The organism is Pseudonocardia sp. WMMC193 (assembly GCF_021728735.1).
GTDB classification, from domain to species: Bacteria; Actinomycetota; Actinomycetes; order Mycobacteriales; family Pseudonocardiaceae; genus Pseudonocardia; species Pseudonocardia oroxyli.
This window is the reverse complement of record NZ_JAKKDO010000003.1, coordinates 6,566,806-6,592,496: the sequence shown is the minus strand read 5'-3', so window position 1 is coordinate 6,592,496 and position 25,691 is coordinate 6,566,806. Positions and strand designations below refer to the sequence as shown.

23 protein-coding genes and 1 pseudogene are annotated in these 25,691 nt (G+C 72.1%); 7 read left to right on the top strand and 17 right to left on the bottom strand.

All coding sequences use genetic code 11. The annotated features are described in order from the left end of the window. Window positions 1-32: 32 nt before the first annotated feature. The 4 genes from L3X23_RS33635 to L3X23_RS33620 are packed head-to-tail and all read right to left on the bottom strand — an operon-like array spanning window position 33 to window position 2,824. Window positions 33-311, bottom strand: coding sequence for a non-oxidative hydroxyarylic acid decarboxylases subunit D (locus L3X23_RS33635; protein ID WP_237197644.1), 279 nt, complete (start codon window positions 309-311; stop codon window positions 33-35). Continuing rightward, entirely contained in the window at window positions 308-1,735 is a 1,428-nt protein-coding gene (locus L3X23_RS33630; RefSeq protein ID WP_237197642.1) for a non-oxidative hydroxyarylic acid decarboxylases subunit C, read from the bottom strand. The genes L3X23_RS33635 and L3X23_RS33630 overlap by 4 nt, the downstream gene beginning before the upstream one ends. 4 nt (window positions 1,736-1,739) lie before the next feature. Next, entirely contained in the window at window positions 1,740-2,234 is a 495-nt protein-coding gene (locus L3X23_RS33625) for a pyridoxamine 5'-phosphate oxidase family protein (RefSeq protein ID WP_237197639.1), read from the bottom strand. Further along, window positions 2,231-2,824 (bottom strand): UbiX family flavin prenyltransferase, encoded by a 594-nt coding sequence (locus L3X23_RS33620; protein ID WP_237197637.1) that lies wholly within the window; start codon window positions 2,822-2,824, stop codon window positions 2,231-2,233. The genes L3X23_RS33625 and L3X23_RS33620 overlap by 4 nt, the downstream gene beginning before the upstream one ends. A gap of 261 nt (window positions 2,825-3,085) precedes the next feature. Between L3X23_RS33620 and L3X23_RS33615 the strand changes: the two genes are divergently transcribed. Further along, window positions 3,086-4,915, top strand: coding sequence for a SpoIIE family protein phosphatase (locus tag L3X23_RS33615; RefSeq protein WP_237197635.1), 1,830 nt, complete (start codon window positions 3,086-3,088; stop codon window positions 4,913-4,915). 69 nt (window positions 4,916-4,984) lie between these two features. Here L3X23_RS33615 and L3X23_RS36450 read toward each other — a convergent pair. Both L3X23_RS36450 and L3X23_RS33605 read right to left on the bottom strand, forming a co-directional pair. Then, a pseudogene (locus tag L3X23_RS36450) lies at window positions 4,985-5,398 on the bottom strand (M1 family aminopeptidase); the annotation flags it as partial. Continuing rightward, on the bottom strand, window positions 5,395-6,321 hold the full coding sequence (locus L3X23_RS33605) for a LysR family transcriptional regulator (protein ID WP_237197633.1): 927 nt from the start codon (window positions 6,319-6,321) through the stop codon (window positions 5,395-5,397). The gene L3X23_RS33605 and the pseudogene L3X23_RS36450, both read right to left, overlap by 4 nt. Window positions 6,322-6,450: 129 nt before the next feature. On the opposite strand from L3X23_RS33605, the gene L3X23_RS33600 reads away from it, so the two are divergent. The 3 genes from L3X23_RS33600 to L3X23_RS33590 are packed head-to-tail and all read left to right on the top strand — an operon-like array spanning window position 6,451 to window position 9,068. Beyond that, window positions 6,451-7,335, top strand: coding sequence for a hypothetical protein (locus L3X23_RS33600; protein ID WP_237197631.1), 885 nt, complete (start codon window positions 6,451-6,453; stop codon window positions 7,333-7,335). A gap of 8 nt (window positions 7,336-7,343) precedes the next feature. Continuing rightward, complete coding sequence (locus tag L3X23_RS33595) at window positions 7,344-8,360, top strand: LLM class flavin-dependent oxidoreductase (RefSeq protein WP_237197617.1); 1,017 nt, start codon at window positions 7,344-7,346, stop codon at window positions 8,358-8,360. Between the two features lie 57 nt (window positions 8,361-8,417). Further along, a complete protein-coding gene (locus L3X23_RS33590; protein WP_237197615.1) occupies window positions 8,418-9,068 on the top strand; it encodes a VOC family protein in 651 nt (216 codons plus the stop codon). A 151-nt stretch (window positions 9,069-9,219) separates the two neighbouring features. Here L3X23_RS33590 and L3X23_RS33585 read toward each other — a convergent pair whose 3' ends face one another. Genes L3X23_RS33585 through L3X23_RS33545 form a run of 9 tightly spaced genes read right to left on the bottom strand, consistent with a single transcriptional unit; the run spans window position 9,220 to window position 19,856 of the window. After that, window positions 9,220-10,578 (bottom strand): L-serine ammonia-lyase, encoded by a 1,359-nt coding sequence (locus L3X23_RS33585; RefSeq protein WP_237197613.1) that lies wholly within the window; start codon window positions 10,576-10,578, stop codon window positions 9,220-9,222. After that, window positions 10,575-11,615, bottom strand: coding sequence for an aldo/keto reductase (locus L3X23_RS33580; RefSeq protein WP_237197611.1), 1,041 nt, complete (start codon window positions 11,613-11,615; stop codon window positions 10,575-10,577). The genes L3X23_RS33585 and L3X23_RS33580 overlap by 4 nt, the downstream gene beginning before the upstream one ends. Next, the gene (locus L3X23_RS33575) at window positions 11,612-13,561 is read right to left on the bottom strand and encodes an ABC transporter permease (protein WP_237197609.1); all 1,950 of its coding nucleotides are present in this window, start codon (window positions 13,559-13,561) and stop codon (window positions 11,612-11,614) included. Before L3X23_RS33575 ends, L3X23_RS33580 begins: the two co-directional genes overlap by 4 nt. Window positions 13,562-13,589: 28 nt before the next feature. Continuing rightward, a complete protein-coding gene (locus L3X23_RS33570; protein ID WP_237197607.1) occupies window positions 13,590-14,774 on the bottom strand; it encodes an ABC transporter substrate-binding protein in 1,185 nt (394 codons plus the stop codon). A gap of 10 nt (window positions 14,775-14,784) precedes the next feature. Further along, window positions 14,785-15,540, bottom strand: a complete 756-nt coding sequence (locus tag L3X23_RS33565; RefSeq protein WP_237197605.1) for an ABC transporter ATP-binding protein — start codon at window positions 15,538-15,540, stop codon at window positions 14,785-14,787. Continuing rightward, window positions 15,537-16,238: an ABC transporter ATP-binding protein gene (locus L3X23_RS33560; RefSeq protein WP_237197603.1), complete on the bottom strand. Its 702-nt coding sequence runs from the start codon at window positions 16,236-16,238 to the stop codon at window positions 15,537-15,539. The genes L3X23_RS33565 and L3X23_RS33560 overlap by 4 nt, the downstream gene beginning before the upstream one ends. 12 nt (window positions 16,239-16,250) lie before the next feature. Then, complete coding sequence (locus L3X23_RS33555) at window positions 16,251-17,432, bottom strand: M20 family metallopeptidase (protein ID WP_237197601.1); 1,182 nt, start codon at window positions 17,430-17,432, stop codon at window positions 16,251-16,253. Continuing rightward, on the bottom strand, window positions 17,429-18,637 hold the full coding sequence (locus tag L3X23_RS33550) for a dipeptidase (protein WP_237197600.1): 1,209 nt from the start codon (window positions 18,635-18,637) through the stop codon (window positions 17,429-17,431). Before L3X23_RS33550 ends, L3X23_RS33555 begins: the two co-directional genes overlap by 4 nt. Before the next feature lie 58 nt (window positions 18,638-18,695). Next, window positions 18,696-19,856 carry a CapA family protein gene (locus L3X23_RS33545; RefSeq protein WP_237197597.1) on the bottom strand — a complete coding sequence of 387 codons (1,161 nt, stop codon included), beginning with the start codon at window positions 19,854-19,856 and terminating at the stop codon, window positions 18,696-18,698. Window positions 19,857-19,927: 71 nt separating this feature from the next. On the opposite strand from L3X23_RS33545, the gene L3X23_RS33540 reads away from it, so the two are divergent. Beyond that, window positions 19,928-20,734, top strand: a complete 807-nt coding sequence (locus tag L3X23_RS33540; protein ID WP_237197595.1) for an IclR family transcriptional regulator — start codon at window positions 19,928-19,930, stop codon at window positions 20,732-20,734. 8 nt (window positions 20,735-20,742) lie between these two features. Here the strand turns inward: L3X23_RS33540 and L3X23_RS33535 are convergent, their stop codons facing one another. After that, window positions 20,743-21,546, bottom strand: coding sequence for an alpha/beta fold hydrolase (locus tag L3X23_RS33535; RefSeq protein WP_237197593.1), 804 nt, complete (start codon window positions 21,544-21,546; stop codon window positions 20,743-20,745). A gap of 154 nt (window positions 21,547-21,700) precedes the next feature. On the opposite strand from L3X23_RS33535, the gene L3X23_RS33530 reads away from it, so the two are divergent. Continuing rightward, on the top strand, window positions 21,701-22,855 hold the full coding sequence (locus L3X23_RS33530) for an NADH:flavin oxidoreductase/NADH oxidase (protein WP_237197592.1): 1,155 nt from the start codon (window positions 21,701-21,703) through the stop codon (window positions 22,853-22,855). Next, window positions 22,855-23,850 carry an NADPH:quinone reductase gene (locus tag L3X23_RS33525; RefSeq protein ID WP_237197591.1) on the top strand — a complete coding sequence of 332 codons (996 nt, stop codon included), beginning with the start codon at window positions 22,855-22,857 and terminating at the stop codon, window positions 23,848-23,850. The genes L3X23_RS33530 and L3X23_RS33525 overlap by 1 nt, the downstream gene beginning before the upstream one ends. Window positions 23,851-23,874: 24 nt before the next feature. Here the strand turns inward: L3X23_RS33525 and L3X23_RS33520 are convergent, their stop codons facing one another. Beyond that, window positions 23,875-25,620, bottom strand: a complete 1,746-nt coding sequence (locus L3X23_RS33520) for a CocE/NonD family hydrolase (RefSeq protein WP_237197590.1) — start codon at window positions 25,618-25,620, stop codon at window positions 23,875-23,877. Between the last annotated feature and the right edge of the window lie 71 nt (window positions 25,621-25,691).

Sequence of the window (25,691 nt, the reverse complement as noted above, 5' to 3'; positions counted from 1 at the left end):
CGCCCTGCCTTCCGAGTCGTCGACGGTCGTCATCACGAGCCCCCGGGGGCGTCCCCGGCGCGGAGCGGCGGGATGGCGGGTGCGACGGGCAGGGCGGCCAGCTGCTCGGGCGTGAGGCGGAACGCCGCCGGGTAGTGGTCGGGGTCGGTGTTCTCGACCGGCTCCGTCGACCGCCAGGTGTAGAGGCACGTGCTGCACGAGAAGAGGGTCCAGACCCCCGACACCGGAGAGGTGGCCTGCACCCCGACCGTCGTCGAGCGGCAGCGCGGGCAGGCCGTCGGCCGGTCGGCCGCGCCGTCGTCGACCGTCATCCCCGGAGCTCCTTGATCATCGTCGCGAGCCTGGCGCGCCAGGCGTCGGTCGTCTGCGGGGTGTCGAGCTCCTCGCCGTAGTCGCCCCGGACGTCCGGGGCGACCGGCGTCGTCGCATCGATGATCATCTTGTGGATGACACCCGTCGGCTGACCGGCCGGGTTGAGCAGGTTCGTGGAGAGGTTCGGCAGGATCATGACGTCGCTCGCGGGGTTGACCTTGACCGACATCGCCCACATCACCTGCGCGAGGTTGAAGGGGTCGACGTCCTCGTCGACGACGATGACCATCGTGGCGTAGCCGAGACCGTGGGACGTCGTGAGCAGCCGCATGCCGATCGCCTTCGCGAACCCGCCGTACCGGGTCCCCGTGGAGACGATCACCACCAGCCCGTGCGTGTAGAGGGCGTTGACCGCCGTCACCTCGGGGAACGCCTCGTGGAGCTGCACGAAGATCGGAGCGCTCGTCGTCATCGCCTGGAGGTAGTCGATCTCGGTCCAGGGCCGGCCCACGTACACGGCGTCGAAGATCGGGTCCGTGCGGTGGAACACGCGGTCGATCTCGATGACCGGGTACTCGTGGCAGCCGGAGTAGTAGCCGGGGAACTCGCCGAACGGGCCCTCCATCTCGCGGTGCCGCGCGAGGATGCGTCCTTCCAGGACGAACTCCGACCCCCGCGGGACGTCGAGGCCCGTGCTGGTGCGGACGACCTGGTAGGGGTGGCCCTGCACGGCCGCGGCCATCCGGTACTCGAGCTGGTCGTAGAGCATCGGGGTCGCGGCCATGAGCGTGATCAGCGGGTCGTTCCCGAGCGCGATCGCGACCGGCAGGTCCTCGCCGCGCTCCTCGGCGTGCGCGAGGTGGATGGCGATGTCGTGCTGGGGCACCGTCTGGATGCCGAGCCGGTTGCGGCCCTTGACCTGGAGGCGGTAGACGCCGACGTTCTCGACGTCGTCGTTGTCCGGGTCGTCCGGGTCCCGGCTCACCACGCAGGGCTTGTCGATGAACATGGCGCCGTCACCGCGGTTGAGCCGGAACAGCGGCATGAGCTCGTAGAGGTTGATGTCGTGGTCGACGACGTTCTCCTGCCACGGCGCGTCCGACACGCGCTCCAGCTCGCCGGGGTAGCGCTGGTAGCCCTCCACGAAGCGCTCGAACTGCTCGCGGGGCGACGCGTCCGGCTCGAGCCCCAGGGCCAGCGCGTGGTTGGGCCAGGAACCGTGGACGTTCATCACCAGGCGGGCGTTCGCGTAGCCCCCGATGTCGGTGAACTCGATCGCCGGGCTGCTCTCGCCGAGCTTGATGAGGGCGCAGGCCGCCGCCGCCACGTCCGGCTCCAGGGCGACCCGATCGGTGATGTGCAGGAGCTGTTTGTGCTTGTCCAGTGCGTCGAGGAAGGCCCGGAGGTCCGCGTACGGCCCCATCCCGTCAGCCCGCCGCACGCATCGCGGTGATCTGGCGCTCCCAGCGCCCGAGCACCGTCTGCGGGTCGTGGAGCGTGAACGTCACGCCGGTGACGACGTCGGCGTAGGGCGCCCGGTGCTCGCGGATCTGCTCCACCTCGGCCTCGAACATCGCCAGGGGGACGCCCTGGGCGTCCGGCAGGCGGCGGGCCCGGGCCCGCAGCTCGCAGACCCCGCCGTCGAGCGAGAGCGTCAGCGCGAGCCGGCCGTCGCGGACGAGGTTCGCCGCGACCGTGGACTCGGGGTACACGACGAACCGCACCCGTCCGGACGGGAGGGCGAGCACGTCCCCCGCGCTGAGCAGCGACGCGTGCGGCCAGCCTGCGGAATCCACCGTGGACAGTCGCACCGCCTGTGTCCTGGCCAGCAGGTCCGCTCCGTCGAGGTAGGCGGCCACGGCGTCCGGGACCGCCGCGGCGTCGGAGGTCCGGGCCGGGGTGTAGTGGTGTTCGCTGGTCATGCGTCAACCTCTCCGAGGGGGCTGGGGCCGGGATGGGTGCCCGACCACCGCTTCATCCCCGCCATGTCGAGGCCGAAGACGTCCAGCACCCGCCCGACGGTGTGGTCGACCAGGTCGTCGATCGTCTCGGGGCCCTGGTAGAAGGCGGGCACCGGCGGCGCGATGACCGCCCCCATCCGGCTGAGGGCCAGCATGTTCTCCAGGTGCACGCTGGTGAGCGGGGTCTCGCGCGCCAGCAGGACGAGGGGGCGCCGCTCCTTGAGCGTCACGTCGGCGGCGCGCGCGAGGAGGTCGTCGGCGAAGCCGAAGCGGATCGCCGCGAGCGTCTTCATGCTGCACGGCGCCACGATCATCCCGTCGTGCCGGAAGGAACCGCTGGAGATCGGTGCGGCCTGGTTGTTGCGGGCGTGGAAGGACGAGGCGAGCGCAGCGACCTCACGGACCGTGAGACCGGTCTCCTTGGTGATGGTGACCTCGGCCCAGCGGCTCAGGACCAGGTGCGTCTCGACGCCCATGCGCGCCAACGTCCTCAGTAGACGGACGCCGAAGACGGCGCCGGTCGCGCCGGTCATCGCGACGACCACCCGCATGCGGCCCTCCGCGTCGCGTTGCTGGAACTGGCGAGCAGCTGCGCCGCAGCTCGCGGGCAGATCACACCCTTCCGAGCCCTGCAAATCTCGTCAATCGACCGAACAGCCCCCGTGATCTTCGCCTACCCGGGTGTGCAGCTGACGACGAACGGCAGGGCGGAGACACATTCGTCCGCGACGTCTCTTCGTTACCCGCCGTCGCGCGACTTCACGCGGCCGACGGGGCAGAATGGCTCGGCGGCACACCCCGGTAGGAGCTCGATGACCCACGCGCAGCACGGTGCCACGGACCCCGCGTCCGTGTTGTGCGATCCCGGCCGCGCTCGCGTCCTGGGCCGGATCGGGCTCGGCGCCGAGACCGACTCGCGCTGCGACGATCTCGCCGCCTGGGTCACCGAAGCCCTCGACGTCCCCGTCGCCCTCGTGTCCCTCGTCCGGGAGGACGAGCAGGTCTTCCCCGGCATGACCGGCCTGCCCGAGCCGTGGGCGGCGAAGCGTGCCACCCCGTTGAGCCACTCGTTCTGCCAGCACGTCGTGATCACCGCCGCGCCGCTCGTGGTGACCGACGCCCGGGACGATCCGCTGGTCCGGGACAACCTCGCCATCCCCGACCTCGGTGTCGTCGCGTACGCCGGGATGCCCCTGACCGACACCGACGGGACCGTCCTCGGCTCGCTGTGCGCCATCGACACCCGCCCCCGGCACTGGACCGACGCCGAGCTCGGCATCCTCGAACGAATCGCCGCGGCCGCCTCGGCGGAGCTGCGGCTGAGACTGGCCCGCTACGACACCGACCGCGAGCTCGACCGCCGCGATGCCGTCGAGGCCGCCCACCTGCGCGCCCTGGACCGCAGCCACATCCTGCTCACCGCCGCGCGCGCCTTCGGCGACGCCACCACCGTCGCCGATGCCCTGACCAGGCTCGCCGAGCTGCTCGACGCCGAGTTCACACCCACCCTGCTCCTCCCCGTCCTCGTCGAGGGCGACCGTCTGCACCGGCTCGGAGACGCGGGTGACCCCCACCCCGCGCGCTTCGCCCGCCACGACGCGACCCCCGCCGCCACCGCGATCCGCGAGGGCCGCCTGGTCCATCACCCCGACCGGGCCTCGTTCGAGACCCGCTACTCCGCCGCGGTGATCGAGACCTTCCGCAGGCTCGACCTGCAGACCTGCGTGGCCGTACCGCTCCTCGACGCGGGCGGCCCCTGCGGCGCGGTGGTCCTCGCCTGGGACCGTCCCGATGCGGTCGAGCCCGGCGACCTGCTCACCCTCGCCTCCGTCGCAGGCTACGCGGGTCAGGCCATCGGCCGGGCCGGGCTGCTCGAGCACCGGATCGCCGTCGCCCACGCCCTGCAGAACGCCATGCTCAGCCCACTCCCGCAGGTCGACGACCTGCAGATGGCCCGCCGCTACTCCCCCGCCGACGCCCGCGAGAACGTCGGCGGCGACTGGTACGACGCCGCCCCGCTCATCGATCACCCCGACGGCCCCGGACGCCGACGCCTCATGGTCTCGGTCGGCGACATCGTGGGCCACACCCTCGACGCCGCCACCCACATGGGCCAGATCCGCTCCATGCTCCGCCAGGCCGCGTGGGACCATCTCGGCGAACCCCCCTCCGTCGCCCTGCGGGCCGTCGACGACCTGAACCGAGGGCTGGGCCTGGGTGCCGCGGGGAGCGCGGTCGTCGGCTACCTCGAGGAGCCGAGTCCCGGGCGGTGGTCGCTGACCTGGACCAACGCCGGCCACCCACCGCCGGTTCTGCTCGCCCCCGATGGCACGGTCGAGCTCCTCGACGAACACGACACCCTCTTCGGGTTCGCCGCCCTCGCCGAGCTGCCCCGCACCGACCACACCCGTGCCGTCCCGCCTGGGGCGACCCTGTTCCTCTACACCGACGGGCTCGTCGAACACGGCGGCGGCAGCATCGACGAGGGCATCGCCGATCTCCTGGCGCTGCTCCGGCGCCACCACGGTCTCCCCGTCCGCGACCTCGTCGACACCGTCGTGGACGTGCTCGCCCCCGAGGTGCCCGACGACGTCGTCGCCTTCGCCGTCCGCTTCCCCGTCCGGACGGACTCCGGGGCCTGACCTGCCGGCGCCGCCGAGCCCCGTGCCGGGGTCGCGGTAGTAGTCCAGGTCGCCGCCGGCGAGGGCTTCGCCGTAGGTCGCCAGGGACTCGTCGAGCCACGGGTCGCGGGCCTGGTTGTTGCCGACGAGGGCGTAGAACCACTGGTGGGCGAGCTCGTGCGGGACCAGCCCGGCCAGCTCGCGCTGCCGGACGTCCCCGAACTGCAGCGCGGTGGGGAACTCCGTGCCGTCGCTCTGGCCCGGGGTGACGGTGACCCAGAGGTCCTCGTAGGGGTACGGGCCGAAGAGGGCGGTCAGCCTGCCCAGCGCCGACGCGGCCTCCTCGGCCCAGCGCTCCGGGTCGGTCCGGGTTCCGGCGCTGGGGAGGGGGAATCCGGAGCGCCCCCGCGCCCGCCAGGAAGTCGATGTACTCCCGGCCCCCGAGTCCCGCGGGCTCCACGACCCGCCGCCGGTGACGGGAAGGGCTGCGGCCGATGGCCTCACCCGCTGTTCGCGAGTTGCTTCTCCACCATCTGCTCGAAGCGACGCGCGCCGGGTGACGCCGAGGCTCCCCGCGGTAGGCAGAGATCGAGTTGCTCGACGAGGGTGTCCTGTTCGGTGAGGTCCAGGACCTCGTAGCGCAGGCCTGCCGACTGTCTCCCCGCCAGTGCCAGTCCGCGGGGCACCAGGGCGACTCCGAGGCCGGCGCGTACCAGCTCCAGGACCATGGACCGCTCGCGCACCTCACACGAAAGCGTCCGGTGCAGACCGAGCTCGGTCAGGGCCGCGTCGACCTGATCGCGCGACCCCCATCCGGCCTGCGTCTCCACGAACGGCAGCCCGACGAGATCCGCGAGCGGGACTCGGCCGGCCCCGGCCCGTCCGAGGTCACCCATCCGATCGGTGGGCACTATCGCCACCAGCGGCTCCGCACTGATCGGCAACCGACGCAGCGTCCGACCGCCGGAGACGGCGTCGGGGACGACCGCGCAGTCGAGGATTCCGGCCTCGACCTGCGCAAGCATGGACGCGGGGCCGAGCTGGGACACCGAGACGGAAAGGCCGGGATGACGGGAGGTGAAGTCCGCCAGCCACGAGACCAGGGGGCAGGAGGAGTCGGTGGGGCCGATCTCTCCCATGCCGATGCGGAAGGGCCCCGCGAGCAGGTCGGTCGCCTCGGCCACTCGACGACGCACCCGCTCAGCCTCCTGGAGCGTCCCTCGTGCCGCGGACAGCATCGCCTCACCCGCCGGGGTCAGGCGGACCGGACGCGATCCCCGGACGTAGAGCTCGGCGCCCAGGTCGCGTTCAAGCGCCTGGATGGACGCGGACAGACCCGACTGCACGATGTGCTCCCGACGGGCGGCGGCGGTGAAGCTGCCCTCCTGGACGAGAGCCACGAAGTGGCGGAGGTGGCGTAGCTCCACATCCATCTCCCCTACAGATGCAAACTTTCTCCGACTGCTTCCTATCAGATGGGATCGGAGCGGTGGAAGAACGGTTGTATGGGGACATCGCCGCGGAACTCCCGCGCGGCCCGGACCGAGGACGATCTGATGAACCCCGACAACACTCGGCGCCCCGACGAGATCGCCGACACGACGCACGCCGATCCGGCGGTCGTGGCGCTGCTCCATTCGTACTTCGACGCGAAGAGCGCCAAGGACGTCGACCGCACCCAGGCCCACTTCCTGCAGGCCGCCACCTACTACGCCGACGCAGTGCTCGGCTGGGTCTGGGACACCTGGGACGCGCTGCTGCAGGTGTGGAAGGAGTACATGCCCGTGTGGCCGGAGCAGGCCCGCGCCTATCCCACGCGAATCGTGGGCGGTCCGGACGGCGTCGTCGTCGCCTTCACGGACACGCCGGAGCTGTTCGGCGGGGAGATCCGCGGAGTAGCGGCGATCGACCTGGTCGGGGACAAGATCACCCGCTGGGTCGACTACTGGGACGGCCGCGCCTTCGGCGCCGACTCCGCGGCGGTGATGCGGCTCGACCCCGGGTCCTTCCCGGCAACGTTCGGCCACGACCGCGTGACCGGCCGGGTCGACTCCCGGCTCGCCGGGGCGGCCGGAACCGTCGCTGCGGGCCTCGCTTCGAACAGGCCCGACGACGTCCTCGAGGCCCTCACCGAGGACGCCGTGCTGGAGGATCTCGCCCTGCGCACCACCGTGCACGGACGCCGAGCGATCGGAGGCTACCTGCGCCGCGCACTCGCGGACCTTCCCTACGGCGCCGGCTCCGAGGCCGTCCACACCCTCGGCGGGCCGCTCGGCGGCGGCTACGAATGGCGGTCGGCCTCCGGTTCCGTACCCGTGGGGATCACCATCGTGGAGCTGGACGCGGACGGCAGAGTCGAGGCACTTCGCTTCATGTGGGACTCCGCGAGGCTGCCCGCGCAGGTCCACTCCAGGCTCCTCCTCGCCGCGGCCGAGCGGTAGGTCCCGGCATGGAGCTCGGGGTGTACAGCCTCGGTGATCTCGCGGAGGGGACGACGGTCCACGACCGACTGGCCGCGATCCAGCGCCATGCCCGGATCGCCGACGAGACCGGCCTGGACGTCATCGCGCTCGGCGAGCACCACCGGTCGGACTTCGCGGTCTCTGCTCCGGAGGTCGTACTCGGCGCAATCGCGGCCGCGACCAGCCGGATCCGGCTCGCCACGGCGGTGACCGTGCTCTCGAGCCAGGACCCGGTCCGGGTGTTCGAGCAGTTCTCCACCCTCGACCAGCTCTCGGGGGGCAGGGCGGAGCTCGTCGTGGGCCGGGGCGCCTTCACCGAGTCGTTCGCACTCTTCGGCCAGGACCTCGCCGACTACGATGCGCTCTTCACCGAGAAGCTGGACCTGCTGCTCGAGCTGCGGCGCACGGCGGAGCCGTACTGGGCCGGACGCTTCCGTCCGCCGCTGCGCGGCAACCCCGTCGCCCCACGCCCGTTCCAGCACGATCTCCCGGTGTGGGTCGGCGTCGGGGGGACCCCGGCCTCCGCCGAGCGCGCGGGCCGGCTGGGCCTGCCCCTGTTCCTCGCGCTCTTCGCCCAGCCGGAGGCCGCCGCTCCAGCGGTACTGGCCTACCGACGGGCTTTCGCGCAGGCGGGGCATCCGCCCGAACTGCAGAGGACGGCCACGGGCGGGCACATGTTCGTGGGCCGGACGTCCCAGTCGGCGCGGGAGGACTTCTTCCCGTACTACGCGCGGTACATGCGCGTCCTCCCCCGCTTCGCCGGGGGCATGTCCCGCACCACCTACGACCGGATGATCGCGAGCGGCCTGGTGGTCGGCAGCCCTCAGCAAGTCGTCGAGGCGATCCTCCGGCAGCGGGAGCTCCTCGGCACGGACCGCTACGTGGGCCAGTTCGACGTCGGCGGCATGCCCGAGGCGATGACCACCTCCAGCCTCGAGCTCTTCGCCACGGAGGTCGCTCCGGCCCTCCGCCGCGAGACGACCCGGGAGCCCTACGCGAGCTGACCGCTCGAATGCGCGACCGATCAGCGACCACCGCCGCCCTCCGCGACGGTTCTGAGCATGACCAGTCCCCGTGTCGAGCCACGCAACGGGCTCGACCGTCGGAAGGAGAAGACCATGGGAGCGACCCCTCAGCTCGTTCATGTCGTCCTGCAGACGGCCCGACCCGCCGCGGTTCGGGACTGGTACTGCACCGTGCTCGACGCGCATGTGGTCCACGCCGGGCACGGCTTGACCTTCCTGACCTTCGACGAGGAGCACCATCGAATCGCCCTCCTCGAGATTCCGGCGGAGGCGGCCAGGCCGAAGGAGCCGGGGACGGTGGGAATGCATCACATGGCCTTCACCTTCGGGTCCCTGGACGGACTCCTGGAGCGCTACCGACAGCTGCGGGAAGCGGGGATCGAGCCCGCCGTACCGATCCAGCACGGCGTCACCACCTCGCTGTACTACCGCGACCCCGACGGAAACTTCGTGGAGATGCAGATCGACAACTTCGCCGGCCCGGACGAGGCGACGGCCTACATGAACGGGCCGGAGTACGACAGCGACCCGGTCGGCCCGGCGTTCGACGTCACACGGATGATCGCCGCCCGCCGTGCCGGTACCCCCGTCGAGGTCCTCACGACGCGTTCGTGGGCGCTGTCGGGACCGGCGCTGCCGGACCCGATGCGGATCCTGACCGGTTCGGCCACCCCGCCGTCGTCATGAGGGGTCGCCGAGGAGCGTCCCGGCTCCGTCCGGGGCCGACGGCCGGATCAGAAGCGGGGTGAGGTCTCCCGGGGCCGTGTGCTGCGCAGGATCCGGTCCAGCCCGAACACCGGAGACACGCTCCTCGCCGCGGGTCCGGCCCTCACAACCCTCAGCAGGCGACGACGGTCACCGCGAGGCCGCCGCGGGAGGTCTCCTTGTACTCGCTGCGCATGTCGTGCCCGGTCTGGCGGAGGGTGGCGATGGCCTGATCGAGGCTGACCCGGTGCGTGCCGGTCCCGTGCAAGGCGAGGCGGGCGGCGCTGATCGCCTGCACCGCGGCGACGGCGTTGCGTTCGATGCACGGGATCTGGACCAGGCCGCCGACCGGGTCGCAGGTGAGCCCGAGGTGGTGCTCGAGGCCGATCTCGGCCGCGTTCTCGACCTGCTCCGGGGTTCCGCCGAGTACCTCACACAACCCGGCGGCGGCCATCGCGCAGGCTGAGCCGACCTCACCCTGGCAGCCCATCTCGGCCCCCGAGATCGAGGCGTGTCGTGTGACGAGCGACCCGACGGCCGCGCCCGCGAGCAGGAAGCGCACCGCGTCCTCGTCCGAGGCATCCGGGGTGAACCTGAAGTGGGTGTGCAGTACCGCCGGGACGATTCCGGCGGCTCCGTTGGTCGGTGCGGTCACGACGCGTCCGCCCGCCGCGTTCTCCTCGTTGACCGCGAGGGCGAACACCGACGCCCAGTCGATCCGATCCGGTGCGTCGCCCGCCTCCTCGCGGGTGACGAGTTCGCGGTACAGCGCCGCGGCGCGCCGCCGTACCCCCAAGCCTCCCGGCAGGACACCCTCGGTATCCAGCCCGCGCCGCACGCAGTCCTGCATGGCCGCCCACACCGCGCGCAGGCCCTGCTCGACCCCGGGCTCGAGCGCGGACTCGTTGCGCAACATGAGCTCCCCGACGCTGACGCGCAGGTCCCGACACTGCGCCAGCAACTCTGCGCCGGAGTCGAACGGGTGGGGCACGTGGGCGGGGGCGGGTTCCGTCCGCAGCGCCCCCGCCTCGTCGGCCTCGACGACGAAGCCACCGCCCACCGAGTAGAAGGTCCGGTCCCGCAGGACCGCCCCCTCCCGGTCGAGGGCGGTGAACCGCATGCCGTTCGCGTGCGCGGGAAGGGCGTGTCGGTGCAGCACGATGTCCGCCGCGAGGTCGAACGGGACCTCGGTGGTGCCGCCCAGCGCGAGCCGTCCCTCGTCCCGGACCCGGTCCACCAGGCGACGCCCCGCCTCGACGTCGACCGTGGCCGGGTCGTGGCCCGCCAGCCCGAGGACGACCGCGGCGGGCGTGCCGTGGCCGACCCCGGTGGCGCCGAGGGATCCGAACAACTCGACGCGCACGCGACCGACCCCGCGTCGGCGGGCCACGACGTCCCCGGCGAACTCCGCTGCCGCCCGCATGGGGCCGACGGTGTGCGAGCTGGACGGACCGATGCCGATCGAGTAGAGGTCCAGGACGTTCGCGCTCACGGCGCGGGCACCGGGCGACGTCGGCGGGCCGGGTCGGTGAGCGACGGTGGCACGTAGCCGGAATCCGCCGGGTTGAGCGTGGTGCCCGGCGAGACGATCTCGTCCACGGCGTCGAGCAGTGCGTCGTCCAGGGTGAGGTCGGGCGCCGCGAGCTGGCTCGTGAGCTGTTCCACCGTGCGCGGCCCGACGATGACCGACGACACCGCCGGGTGTCGCAGCACCCAGGCGAGCGCGAGGTCCACGAGGCTCAGGCCTGCCGCCTCGGCCAGGTCGAGCACCTGCTCGGCGGCCGCCCGCTTCGCCAGGTTGGCCGGGATGTCCTGGTCGTGGCGGGAGCCCATGATCGCTGCCCTGCTCGACGTGGCGACCCGCGCGCCGCGTCGCCACCGACCGGACAGCCAGCCACCGGCGAGCGGGCTCCAGGTCAGGATCCCGAGCCGGAACCGCTCGGCGACCGGCAGGAGCGCCCGCTCCACGCCGCGCGCGAGGATCGAGTAGGGCGCCTGTTCCGTCGACGGGGCGACGAGCCCGCCTGCCCGCGCCAGGTACTGGGCCTCCACGACCTCGTGCGGCTCGAACGTCGAGGTGCCGTAGTAGCGGATCTTGCCGGCACGGACGAGGTCCGAGAGCGCGCCGAGCGTCTCCTCGAGCTCGGTGTGGGGGTCCGGCCGGTGCACCTGGTAGAGGTCCAGATGGTCGGTGCCGAGCCTGCGCAGACTCTCCTCGACGGCACGCGCGGCCCAGCGCCGCGAGTTCCCCCCGCGAGTGACGCCCTCGCCGAGTCTGCCGTGGAACTTCGAGGCCAGGACGACCTCGTCCCGCCTGCCCTTGATCGCGTGCCCGACGATCTCCTCGGACTCGCCCTGAGAGTAGACGTCCGCGGTGTCGATCACGTTGATACCGGCGTCCAGCGCGACGCCCACGATGCGCGCCGCCTCGTCCCGGCCCGTGCCGAACTGGGAGCCGAAGTTCATCGCGCCCAGCGTCAAGGGGCTGACCAGCACCCCGGTGCGCCCCAGCGGCCGGTAGTCGGTCATCGTGCTCCTCCCACGAGTTCCACGGTGGGGGCCGCAGGGGCGGCCCCGTCGGCGGCGGAGTGGACCGACCGCCGCTGTGCCTGGGCGACGAGCCTGCGCACGATCAGGAACGCGAGTGCGCCGAACCCGAAGAGGATCGAGCTCCACCCGCCCGACCCGCTGAGTCCGTACGGCAGCAGGACGACGAAGGCCGCGCCGACGAGCGGGCCGACGACCACCGAGTTCTGGCCCGCGATCGCGGCCGCCAGCAGGATCGTGACGCTGGTCCACATACCGAAGGACTCCGGCGTGATGATCCCGGACTGGAAGGAGCCCAGCGACCCGGCCAGGGCCCCGCCCGCCCCGCTCACGGTCATCGCGGCGACGCGCAGCCACCGGACGTCGAGCCCGATCGACTCGGCCCCCCGGTCCGAGTCGCGGACGGCCCGAATCCGCAGGCCGAGCCTGCCGCGGCTGAGCCACGCGAGCGCGCCGAGGGCCGGCGCGGTGACCACCACGGAGGCGATCCAGACGTCGTACGGCGAGACGGCGGCGACCCACAGGGCCTCGAGGGGCGGGAGCACGATGCCCAGCTCGCCCTGGGTGAGCCCGGTCCAGGCCTTCGCCAGCTCCGGCACGGCGAGGGTCAGCTGGAGGGTGATGATGCCCAGGTAGATGCCGGAGAGGCGGATGATGCTGGTCCCGATCACGGCGCCGAGCACCAGCCCGACGGCCGCACCCGCGACCATCGCCACCAGCGGCGGGGCGCCTGCGTTGCTCGCCAGCAGCCCCGAGCAGTAGCCGCCGACCATCATGAAGCCGCCTTGGGCCACCGCGAGGCGCCCCGACAGGCCGGACGCCACGTTCTGCCCGGCCACCGCGACGGCCATCGCCAACGCCGTGGCCAGGACGAAGACGAGCGAGCCGTCGAGGTTGCGGGGCACCAGGACGACAGCCGCCAGCGCGAGGACCGCGCCGACCGCCGGCGCGATGAGCCGGATCCGCGGCGTGAGCGGCCGGAGCCGACCGACGGAGTCCGCGGCGGACGCCAGCAGCGCGAGCACGCGTCCGCCCCCGGTGTCGGACTGGGTGGGCAGGCCGTTGCTCGCGACGAGGGCTTGGCGCCCGAGCAGGCCGCTGGGGCGGACGAGGTACAGGACCGTGAGGACCACCAGCGCGGTGAGCGCCTCGTACTGGCTGCCCACGTAGTACGCGACCAGCGCGTTGAGCACCCCGTAGGCCAGGCACCCCACGACGAGGCCGCTGAAGGAGCCGATCCCGCCGAGGACGACCGCGGTGAACGCGGAGACCATGAACGTCGTGAGGTGGTTCGGGTCGAGCTGGGCCGAGGTGCTGATCGCCACTCCGGCCAGCCCCGCCATGGCGCCGCCGACCAGCCAGGCGAGTCGCTCGAGGGCCACGACGTTGATGCCGTTGACGGCGGCGGTGGCCGGGTCGTCGGCCAGCGCGCGCAGCGCCAGGCCCACCCGACTGCGCTTGAGCAGCAGAGCCATCACCCCGACGAGTGCCAGGATCCCCGCGAGGAAGACCAGCTCGAACAGACCGACCGAGGCCCCGAACACCGAGACCGTGCCGTCGAGCGGCCCGGGGACCGGGACCGCCTTGGGGTTCTGCCCCCACTGCTCACCGACGATCCCGATCAGCGCGAGGGCCGGGCCGAAGGTCGCCATCGCGGTCAGCAGCTCCGGCGCGTCCGCGAAGTACCGGCCGAGCACCCAGCCCAACGCGAGGGACACCACCGCCCCGAGCGCGACGGCCGCCAGCCAGCCGACCCCGGTCGGCAACCCGGCGGCGATGCTCTGCCAGGCCGCGTACCCGGCCAGGGTGGCGATCGCCCCCTGGGCGAAGTTGAGCACGTGCGCGAACCGGAACGTGAGCACGACCCCGAGCGAGATCGCGATGTAGAGGCCGCCGCTGACGAGCCCGCTCACCATCACCACCCACACGGCGCACCTCCCTCGCCGCGGTGGCCGCTCATGCCCCGACCTTGACGAACTGGCCGTCGCGCACCTGGTAGAGGCTGAACACGTCCGTCCGGCCCGCGTCGATCGAGCTGACGACGTCCTCGGTCCACCCGACCTTCTCCAGCACCCCGACCGACTTCCCGCCGAGTCCGCGCAGCGCGGTCATGAAGGAGGCCTGGGTCAGCTCACCGGTCGCGTCGGCGTCCTTCACGGCCTGCTCGATCATGGCTCCGGTGTTCCAGCCGAGGATCCCGAGCACGGTGGCGGCGTCCGGGGCGAGCCTGGCGATCTCGCGGTCGAACTCCTGCACGGCGGGCGACGGGTCCGTCACCAGCGGGAACAGCGCCGAGAAGTACATGCCCTCGATCGCGGACCCGCCCAGCTCCAAGGTCGTGGCGTTGAGCTGACCGGAGTAGGAGACGGCCGGCAGCGCGAGCCCGGAGTTCTGGACCGCCTTCATCGTCCCCGCGATGCTCTGGGCCACGACCTGGAACACGATCCCGTCTGCGCCCGCAGCGGCGATGCTCTGTGCCACCGGAGCGAAGTTGGTGGTGGTCGCCGGCACCGGAACGTCGACGATCTCGACGCCGTACTTGGCCGCCTCGGCGGGCGCGTTCTTCGCCGCGTCCTCGCCGATCGTGGGGTCGTACACCAGGGCGAGCTTCTTCCTGCCCTGGTCGGCGAGGGTCTTGATGCCGACGAAGCTCTCGGTGGTGTAGTCGGTGAACATCCCGAAGGTGTTGGGCAACCCGGCCGCCTTGACCAGCGATCCGTTCGCCAGGACGAACACCGGGGTCTCCGGGTCGTTCTTCAGGACCGACTGCGCTCCGGTGAAGGGCGCCGTGGACAGCACGAACACGCCGAAGGGGTCAGACGCGAGCAGCTGGCGGACCGAGGTCGCCCCGCCCGCGACGGTGCCCCCGCTGTCGACGACGTCGAGCTCGACCTGGCGGCCGTCGATCCCGCCGTTCGCGTTGCGGTAGGCGAAGTAGGCGTTCAGGCCCTTCGTGACCTGGTCGTTGATCGCGAGCGGTCCGGTGGCGACGGTCGAGACCCCGATGGTGATCGGCGCCCCTTCGGGCACGACCCCCGCGGCCCCGGTGGCGGCGGTGCTGTCGCCGCACGCGCCGGTGACCAACAGTGCGGCCAGCACGCCTGCGACGAGGCCCGACCTCGCCGTGACGAGTCTCCTCATGTCCTCTCCTTCAGTTCTCGGCGCCGGTCGGCGCGGTGGGGGCGGTGGGGGCTGAGCCCAGGTAGGCCTCGAGCACGGCCGGATCGCTGCTGATGTCCGCCCAGGTGCCCTGGGCGATGACCGCCCCCGCGTTCATGACGTAGATGCGGTCGCAGACGCTGCTGACGAACTCCATGTCGTGTTCGATCAACACGACCGAGCCCCTGCTGTCGGCGAGGTGGCGCCGGATCAGGTCCAGGACCCGGACCCGGTCGTGCATCGGCACCCCGGCGACCGGCTCGTCGAGCAGCAGGACCTCCGGCCGCGCCGCCAGCGCCCGCACGAACTCGACGAGCTTGCGTTGGCCGCCGCTGAGCCGGTCCGCGGCCAGATCCAGCACCGGGTCGAGACGCAACAGCTCGGTGGCCGCGTCGACCAGGTCCGCCCGGGCCGACCCGCGCCGCGCCAGGTCGATGTTCGACCGGACGGTCAGCGAACCGAACAGCTGGGCGGTCTGGAACGTGCGGACGAGCCCGAGCCGCGCCCGGCGGACCGGTCGGGCGCGACCCAGCGCCCGGCCCCGCAGCAGCACCGATCCCGCACTCGGCGCCACGACCCCGGACAACGCGTTGACCAGGGTGGACTTGCCGGCGCCGTTGGGGCCGATCACCCCGACGACCTCGCCGGGCCCCACCGTCAGGGACACGTCGGTCAGGGCCCGGAAGGCACCGAAGTCGACACTGACCTTCTCGACCCGCAGCATCTCCCGCTCCTCCGGTGCCGTCACGACAGGTACGCCTGTTCGATGCGCTCGTCCGCGCGGAGTGCCTCGGCGCTGTCCGCCAGCACCACCCGGCCCCGCTGGAGGACGTAGCCGCGGGTCGCGACCTCCAGGCACCGGTGCACGTGCTGCTCGACGATCAGCACCGCCCGGTCCCCGGTCGCCAGCCGCCCGATGACCTCGAACAGCTCGTCGATGACCAGCGGGGCGAGGCCGAGGGACGGCTCGTCGAGCAGCAGCACCCTGGGGTTCCCGACGAGCGCGCGGGCGATGGCGAGCATCTGCTGCTGGCCGCCCGAGAGCCGCCCGCCGAGCTCGGAGAGGCGGGGCTTCATCCACGGGAACTGCTCGAGTGCCGCGTCGAGCCGGCCCTGCTCGCCCTCGCGGGAGCCGTGCAGGAAGGACCCGAGCAGCAGGTTCTCGCGGATCGTCAGGTTGGGCAGGATGCCGCGACCCTCGACGACGTGGGCCACACCGTGCCGCGCGATCCGGTGCGGCGCGAGCCCGTCGAGGCGGGTCGACCCGACGGAGACCGAGCCGGACCGCAGCGTCAGAAGACCGGAGACCGTGCGCAGCAGCGTCGACTTCCCGGCCCCGTTCGGGCCGAGCACCGCGACGATCTCGCCGGGAGCCACCTCCAGGGACACCCCGTGGAGCACCGGGAGGAGACCGTAGCCGGACTCGACCTCGTGGACGGACAGCATGGCGTGGGCTCCTCACACACTCGGGGACGCGGACCGACGGGCCCGCAGGTCTGCCTGCAGGCGATCCCGAACGGGCTCGGACCGGGCGACGTCGACCAGGGTCAGGGCCATGGCCAGCGCCCCGTCGCGGACGAAGCGGTCCCCCTCGGGGCCTGCCGCCGCCGCGGCGAAGGCGGCAGTGTGGTTGCCCTGCTCGGCGGGCAGCGCGAAGGACAGCATCGGGTGCAGGGCCGGGACGACCTGCGACACGTTGCCCATGTCGGTGGAGCCGAACAGTGTGTCGGGGTAGTCGGGGAAGGTCCGGCCCGCCTGCTCGGCGCGAGCGTGGAACAACGCGGCGAGATCGGGGTCGTGGTCGAACTCCCGGTAGATCGACGGCAGGGTCTCCGCGTCCACGCGCGTCCCGGTGGCCACGGCCCCCGCCTCGAAGCAGGCCCGCACCCGCTCCCACACCTCGTCGACCTCGGCGATCGTGTCGGCACGGATCATGCAGTCCATCACCGTCCGGTCGGCGATGACGTTGACCGCACCGCCCGCCTCGGTGACGACGTGGTGCACCCGGATCCCGTCGCGCAGCTGCTGGCGCAGCAGGCCGATCGCCGTCTGGGCGACGACGGTGGCGTCCGCGGCGTTGAGCGCACTCCACGGCCGGGAGGCGTGTCCGCCGCGACCGGTGTAGGTGACGCGCCAGGAACGAGCGGCGCGGAACTGCGGCTGGACCACGTCCTTGAGCGAGGGGTGCACCATGATCGCGGCGTGCACGTCGTCGAAGAGCCCGCGGTTCACCATGATCTCCTTGCCCGTGCCGCTCTCCTCCGCGGGCGTGCCGTACACGCGCAGTGTCACCCCGAGCTCGTCCACCAGCGGGGCGAGGGCGAGTGCCGCACCCACCGCCGCGCCGGCGATGACGTTGTGCCCGCAGCCGTGGCCGATCTCGGGCAGCGCATCCATCTCGGCGCAGATCCCGAGCACCAGCTCGCCCGCGCCGAGCGTCGCGACGAACGCGGTGGGCAGCCCCGCCACGCCACGCTCGACGCTGAAGCCGTGGTCCGCCAGCAGACCGGCGATCTCGGCGGAGGTGCGGTGCTCCTCGAACGCGAGCTCGGGATGGGCGTTGATCCAGTGCGAGAGGCCCAGCGCGCGGTCGAGGTGTCGACCGAGGGTCTCGCGGACGGTGGCCGTCACGTCTCTCATCGCCAGACCTCGCCGAGGAGTCGAAGGATGTTGCCGCCGAGGACGGCCTGGATGTCGGTGTCGGAGTAGCCGTGCTGGACGAGCCAGCCGGTGATGTGCCGGAAGTTCTCCGTCGGGTTCTCCAGCCCGTCGACATGGGTGACTTGCTCGACGTCCAGCCCGCCGGGGTCGAAGACCGTCGAGGAGCCGAGCACGTCGCTGATCGCGTGCTGGAACGAGGCGTGGTCGCCGTAGAGGGTGTCCGGGCCGAAGGCGACGTGCTCGATGCCCATCAGGTCGACGGCGTGGACGAAGTGCTGCATCACCGACTCGATGGACTGGGCGCGGTGGTCGTGGGACAGCGTGGTGTGCGGCGCGGCCTCGATGCCCAGCACGCCCCCGCGTTCGGCCAGCGCGAGGAGGACGTCGTCGGGCTTCATCCGGGCGATCGGCCACACTGCGCGCGCTCCCGCGTGGGTGATCGCGATCGGGGTGGACGACGTGTCGATCGCGTCGCGCGAGGTGCGGTCGCCCGCGTGCGACACGTCCACGAGCATCCCGACGGCGTTCATTCGCGCGACCGCGCGGCGACCGAACGCGGTGAGGCCCGCGTCCGCGGCCTCCTTCTGCCCGCCCCCGAGGGTGTTGGCCTCCGCGTAGACCAGCCCCATCTGCCGGATGCCCAACCCGTAGAGCACGTCGATCCGGTCGAGATCGTTCTCGATCATCGCGGCGGACTCGGTCCCCATCACGAAGGCGAGCTGTCCTTCCCGCTTCGCGGCGAGGATGTCGGCGACCCTGCGGGCGACGACGACTCCGTCCTGGTGGGCGATGTCCGCCAGCCGCAGGCCGAGCGTGGTGACCAGGTCTTCCCACTTCCAGCCCGACCGCCGCGTCCCGCCGATCACCCCGAACCAGTTGTCGAAGACCGCGGTCAACCCCGAGCGGCGGAGCTCACTGAACGCGGTCTGCTCCTGCTTCGTCCGCAGGAACGAGTCGATGTCCCCCATGTCGGCGGGCAGGAGCTGCGGGTGGTCGTGAAAGCTCACCACGAGGCTCTCCGCGAGCAGCCGCTCCGTCCGCTCGCGGTCCGCGACGTCCAGCCCGGGGGCGAACGTACTGCGCCGGTGGGACGGGTCGGCCAGTTCGACGGCGGAATAGTCGAGCCCGCGTGTGACGTAGGGAAACGACTCGTAGTCGGGAGGCTTGGCCGCCGGGCTGTTCATTCCTCACCTCGGTCTCTGTGCCGAATTACGGCATGTCGTGCTGTATTGCGATACATGACTATGGATGGGCCACGGGGCCGACGTCAACGGGGTGCGATGACGATGGCGTTACCGTTTCGGCGGTCCGCCGCCACACCACGCCGTCGGCGTCCACCACGACGGTCGGGTCGAGCTCGCGCGAGTCCCGCTCGACTCCGGCCAGGATCGCGGCCGCGACCGCGGGACGCGGAGGGATCGGTTGGCTGTCGGCGTCGAGCTCGATGGGGTCGAGCCGCAACCGCGGGCCGTGGGCACCCCCGATGCCCACCCGGAAGACCGCGCTCTCGTACCAGGGACCCCGCATCAGCACCGGCCGGAAGGGTGCCGCCGGGTGCGCGTCGGGATCGGGCACCATCGCCTCCGGCGTCCAGCCCTCGCACCAGTCGAAGACGAAGTTGCCCGTCGAGTACAGGATGAGGCCCCGCCCGTAGAACTCCACGGGGTGCAGGCAGTGCGGATGGTGCCCGACGATGAGGTCGGCCCCCGCGTCGACCAGCCGCCGCGCCAGGGGCTGTTGATATTGCGCGAGCGGCCCCTGGGCGGCGGGCAGGTAGGGGAACGGAACCCCCCAGTGCAGCGCGACGACCACGACGTCCGCCCGGCTGCGCGCCTCGCGGATCGCCTCCTCGGCCACTCGGACATCCGGCTCGTGGGCGACGGTGTGGACGAACGGCGGCGTCCCCGGCGTCTCCTCCAGGAACGGCCCGTCGAACTCGGCCGTCTGTCGGACCCGCAGCGGCGCGATCCCGGCCCGGGTGGCGGTCGCGTTCGCCCCCAGGGGGAGCGCCGAGCACAGACTGAGGAAGGCCAACCGCTCCTCCCCCACCTGCACGATCCGCGCCGCGGTCGCCTCGGCGCGGTTCTCCCCGAACCCTGCGTGGGCGATGCCGACCGCGTCGAGGGCTCGGACGGTGTCCCGCATGCCCTCGGCGCCGTAGTCCATCGCGTGGTTCATCGCGAGCGAGACGAGGCCGACCCCCCAGGAGGCGAGCTCGGCGGCGCCTGCGGCGGGGGCCCGCATCGCGACGAGCTTCTCGGCACGCTCACCGCCGTCGGTGAGGGGGACCTCGAGGTTGCCGATCACCAGGTCGCCGCCCTGCAACAACCCCAGCGCCGATTCCTCCGGGGCACGACGGGGCCATCCGCCGACGACCACGTCTCCGACTATCGTCAGTTCCATCGGTTCTCCGTTCCGCCGGCGCTCATGGAACGCCGTGCCGCGATGCGATATGCATGTGTAGGGTTCGGGTCATGAGCTCTGCTCCCGACGACGCGTCGTCGCCCGATCGCCCGGCCGCCGGGATCCGCACGATGAACAGCGTGCTGAGCACCCTGCGGGTCTTCGAGGAGGTCGCGGTGCGCCAGCCCATCGGGGTCTCGGACCTCGCCCGGGCCACCCGGATCCCGAAGAGCTCGGTCCAGCGCTGCCTCGTCACGCTGCAGCAGGCGGGCTGGCTGCGGGTCGTCGACGCGGAGCCCGTCCGCTGGGGGGTGACCATGAAGGTGCTCGCCCTCGGCCTGCGCAGCGCCGCCGAGCAGGACCTGCGGGTCGTGGCGGCCCCGGTCGTCGCCCAGCTCGCCGCCGACACCGGTGAGACCGTGTTCCTCGGCCTCCGCGACGGGGACGAGTACGTGATCGTCGGACGTGAGGACAGCAGGCACATGGTCCGGGTCCATCTCGACCTGGGCGCCCGACTCCCACTGCGGGCGACGTCCGGCGGCGTGGCGGTGATGTCCCGCCTCGGTCCCGACGAGGTCGACACGATCCTCGCGGAGGAGCTCACCGAGTTCGCGGACGCCCCCGTCCAGACCGGCGAGGAGCTGCGCCGGGAGCTGGCGGCCACCGCCGACCGCGGCTACGCCCTGAACATGTCGGCCTGGTACCGCCCGCACGTGACCTCCTTCGGCGCGGCGATCCTGGATCGCGACGGGCGTCCGGTCGGCGCCGTGGTGCTGTCGATTCCGGAGATGCGCTACGACGGCGCGCGCGAGCAGGAGCTGGGGCGCCGCACGGTCGCCGCCGCGGACGAGATCAGCACGCTGATCTCGTCTGCGTGAGGGGCCGGTCAGCGAGCGGCGACGGCGGCGAGCAGCGCGGCGGTCCCGGTCGGGTTCTCCACGCCGAAGTGGTGGCTGCCGAGATCGATCGGGACGACGGCCTCCACCCGCCCCTCCAGGTGCGCGACCGACTCCGGGTTCAGCATCTCGCGAACCGCGTAGACCGTCACGGGGCGCGTCACCGCGGCCAGGGCCTTCTCCATGTCCCAGCGGACCAGGCCCTCGTACGCAGCCGAGCCTGCGGGCTGGCGGACCGCCACCATCTTCGCGAAGTACGCGTCCTTCAGCGCCTCATCGGTCCCCTCCGGCGAGCCCGCCTCGACCATGCTGCGGACGAGACCGGGGAAGTCGTCGCGCAAGAGGGTGAGGAAGGCGTCCGCCTGCGCGTCGTCGAGGGCGCCGAACAGGAAGGTGTAGTGCAGGGCGTCCAGCGCGATGACGCGTGCGACCCGCACCGGCGCCGCCAGGGCCACCTCGACGGCGACGGCGCCGCCCAGCGAGTGGCCGACGACGATGGCGTCGGAGACGTCCTCCGCCTCCAGGACGGCGACGACATCCCCGGCGAACGCCGCCATCGAGTAGGAGGTCCGAGTGGAACGGGACTCTCCGTGCTCGGCGAGGTCGACCGCGACGACCCGGAGGTCGCGGGGCAGGTGCGCACTGATCTCGTCGTAGTCCCGACGGTCGCAGGCCCAGCCGTGGATGAGGACCATCACCGGTCCGTCCGCGGGCCCGCTGACCGTGTAGTGGATGGTCGTCTCGTCCCCGTACCGGACCTGGCGACTCTCGAGAACCCTGCTGGCGGTGGTCATGCCGACTCCCCTGTGCTGCAATGTGGAACGATGTGCTGCTTGGTAGCATGACCGTAGCCACGTCGAGCCCCCGTGTCCACGGCGGATCCGGGAGGCGCGAAAACGGTTCGACGGCTGTAACTCGATCGTCATGACCGACCCGCCGGGAGGATCCGTGCCCCCACATCTGTTCCGCCCCTTCTCGATCCGCGACGTGGTGCTCCGCAACCGCGTGGTGGCGTCCCCCATGTGGCAGTACGCGGCGACGGACGGGACACCGAGCGCGACGCACACGGTCCACCTGGGTCGGCTCGCAGAGGGCGGGGTCGGGCTGACGATCGTGGAGGGGACCACCGTGGACCGGCGCGGCCGCGGCACGGTCGGAGACCTGGGCATCTGGCGAGACGATCTGGTTCCTGCGCACGGCCGGCTCGTCGAGGTCATCCGCGCCGGCGGGTCCGTCCCCGGCATCCAGCTCATCCACGCCGGCCGCAAGGGCAGGCGCAACCCGCCCTGGTTCCCTGCGGACCACCCCGACCCCGACCCGACCGACTGGCCCGTGCTGGCCCCCAGCGCGATCCCCATCCCGCTGCCGGGAGCGCCCACCCCGACCCCGATGTCCCTGCGGGACATCGACGAGACCGTGCGGAGCTGGGGTCAGGCGGCCCGCCGCGCCCGGGAGGCGGGCTACGAGGTCATCGACGTCCAGGCGGGCCACGGCTACCTCCTCCACACCTTCCTGTCCCCGCTGACCAACCGACGCACGGACGCCTACGGTGGCTCGTTCCGCAACCGCTCCCGACTCCTGGTGGAGGTCGTGGACGCGATCCGAGCCGAGTGGCCTGCCGAGAAGGCCCTGTTCGTCCGGCTGTCCTGTGTGGATGTGGAGTGGCCGCTGGACCGAACCGTCGAGCTGGTTCGGGAGCTGCGCCGCCACGGCGTGGACCTCATCGACTGCACCACCGGCGGACTCACCGGGCGGCCCGCGACGGACGCCCCCGCGGTCGGCTACGGCTACCAGGTGCCCTACGCCCGACAGGTGCGCGCCCGCACCGGCTCGCCCACGATGGCGGTCGGGATGATCGTGCACGCCCGTCAGGCCGAGGCGGTGATCGCCCAGGGCCGAGCGGACCTCGTCGCCCTGGGTCGGGAGCTGCTGCACAACCCCAACTGGCCGCTCGATGCGGCTCGCAAGCTCGGCCTCGCCGATCCCTACGCGATCGCACCACCACGGATCGCGCACTGGCTGCGCAAGCGCGACGAGGCCACGCCGGGGTTCACACCGTCCACGGCGGGCGACATCGACACGGACGTCACGGCGGCCTGCTGATGCGCGCGGCGTGGTACGAGCGCCCCGGCCCGGCGCGGGAGGTCCTGACGGTCGGCGAGCTGCCGGACCCGGTGGCGGGGCCGGGCGAGGCGGTGGTCCGGATCGCGGCGTCCGGGATCAACCCGTCGGACTGGAAGCGCCGCGGCTCGACCGCCCCGGCGAGACGGTGCGTACCGCACAGCGACGGCGCCGGCACCGTGGTGGCGGTCGGTGCAGGCGTCGACCGCGGATGGGTCGGCAGGCGCGTCTGGGTCTGGAACGCGGTCAACCGCTTCGGCTACGGAGCGCCCGCCCCCGACGAGAGCGGCACCGCCGCCGAGCTCACGGTGCTGCCCCTCGAGTTCCTCGCCCCGCTCCCCGACACCGTCGACTTCACCACCGGGGCATGCCTGGGCGTGCCCGCCTTCACCGCCTACGCCGCCGTCCTCGGCGACGGCGCCGTCGACGGCGCCACGGTCCTGGTCCAAGGCGGCGCAGGGGCGGTCGGCGAGCTGGCGATCCAGTTGGCGGTACAGGCCGGGGCCACGGTGCTGACCACGGTCAGCTCGCCCGCGAAGGCGCGGCGAGCCCGGGCAGCGGGCGCCCACCACGTCGTCGACTACCGCTCCACGGACGTGCGCGAGGCGATTCGCGGCATCGCCCCCGACGGAGTGGACCGCGTCGTCGAGGTCGACTTCGCCGCCAACGTCCACGTCGACACCGACGTCCTCGCGCCCTACGGCACGATCGCGAGCTACTCCTCGACCTCCGACCCGGACCCCGTCGTCCCCTACTTCCGCCTGCAGCTCAAGGGCGCCACGGTCCGCACCGTTCAGGTCTTCACCATGCCCCGCGAGCTGCGCGCGCGTGCGGTGGACCACCTCGGCGCCGCCCTCGCCGCCGGCACCCTCGTGCCGACCATCGCGGCCGTGTACTCCCTCGACCGGATCGCGACCGCCCACGAGGCGGCGGAGAACAGGCCTGCCGGGAACATCGTCGTCGATCCTCGACGGTGACGTGGCCACGGACGAGGCAGCGGCTCACGCGTTCTTGCAAGGCAACTGGAGGTACGACGCATGGTCTCCCCCGGTGTGCACGATGTGGGTGCCGACGTTCGGCGACGTGTACTCCGGCATTCCGGGCATCATCGTGCCGAGGAGGCTTCGACCGCTGATGATGAAGCGGAGCTGTTCGCCGGGGTGGAAGACGAGCCCGACAGGGAGCAGGTCGATCTCGACGGCGACGACATCGCCCGCCGAGAGGGGCTCGATCCGGTCGAAGGTGTGAGCAGGGACCTCATCGGTCGAGAGGTCGTCGTCCAGGTGCCTCAGTGAGACGCGGAGTCTGCCGTCCGAACCCCGGTAGCGCAGGATGGACCCTCCGTACTCCGTGGCGTCGTGGATCGCCGCCGCCTGGTTGGGGACGGTGAACTGCGCGAGTGGCGTTCCGTGCGCGTCGAGTTTCTGCAGCAGGACGAAGAGATCCATGTCGTCGGCGCCCGCGACCTCGACCCAGAGGCGGGCCTTCGGGTACCCGACCAGGACGGTCTCGGAGTCGAACCGCGCGAGGAACGAGACCAGGCCGGGGTTCGACCCGACGACGTAGCGCGCAGTCGCGTCGTCGGCCGGGATCGCCGTGCCGAGGGTGCCGCTGCCCGCATCGAGGTAGTACTCGACCGACGCGACCCCGCTCGGCGGGAACCGGTCCGCCCCGATGGCGACCCGGTCGCCGCCTTCGAGATCGAGCAGGGAGTAGCGGACGCGCGGGGTGCGCTCCCAGCCGTTGTCCTCGCCCTTCAGGAAGTGGTCGAAGAAGCGGCGGAGATCCTCGACGTTGGCCTCGTCGTAGTAGTCCGGCCACTCCTGGGTGTTGTGGATGCGCAGCCACTTGTCCTCCGAGGACATCCGGCGCCAGGCACGGAAGGTACCCGCGGTGTGGAGCGTGTTCGAGTAGCTGGCGACCACGTAGGCAGGAACCGTGATCCGCTCGAACCGTGGGATCTTGTCGTTCCAGAGCTCGTCGACGAGCGGGTGTCGGTCGGCCTCGGCGATGATGTCCTCCTTCAGGCCGTGGCCCCAGAAGGAGAAGTCGCGCAGCTGCCGGGCGAACCCGCTGTCGGGAATCCCCCCGCGCAGCACGAGATCACGGTAGGTGTCGCTCATCCCCTCCCAGGGATTGATCGCAGCGAGGTGCGGCGGCTGCTCGGCCGCGGTGAACCACTGCGATGCGGCGAGGTAGGACGTGCCGCTCATGGCGACCCGGCCGCTGCACCAGTCCTGGTCGGCGAGCCATTCGACCAGGTCGTAGGCATCACGTCCCTCCTGTCGGTCCCAGAGGACGCTGTCGCCGCCCGATTCGGCGACGCCGCGGATGTCCGGGTTGCAGATCGCGTACCCCGCGGCGCACCAGTACGCGGGATCGGGACCCTCGAACTTCTGCAGCCCCGAGACGACCGAGTCGTCGATGCCGACGAGCCCGAACACGCCCATCGCGCTCGGTGAGGTGCCCTGGCCCTTGCCGTAGGGGCTGAATGCGACGATCACCGGGACCTGCTCCTCGCCGACCGGCCGGAACACGTCCACGTACGTCACCGTGCCGTCGCGCAGTGTCACTGCGACGTCCCTCTCGAACAGGATGTCCACGGGCAGCGCACGGAAGGGCGGGGCGAGGCGGGTCCCGGCCTCGAGAATCCGCGTGCCGGGGGCGAACCCGCTCAGCAGCCCGTACCGCTCGCCACCCGACACCAACGGGCGGGACGGCATGAAGATCTTCTGGTGGTCACTCACGGGGAGTCCTCCTCTCGCCGACGCACGGCCGGCGCCGGGACGGCGGGTCGCTCGCCGTCTCCCCCGAGCGT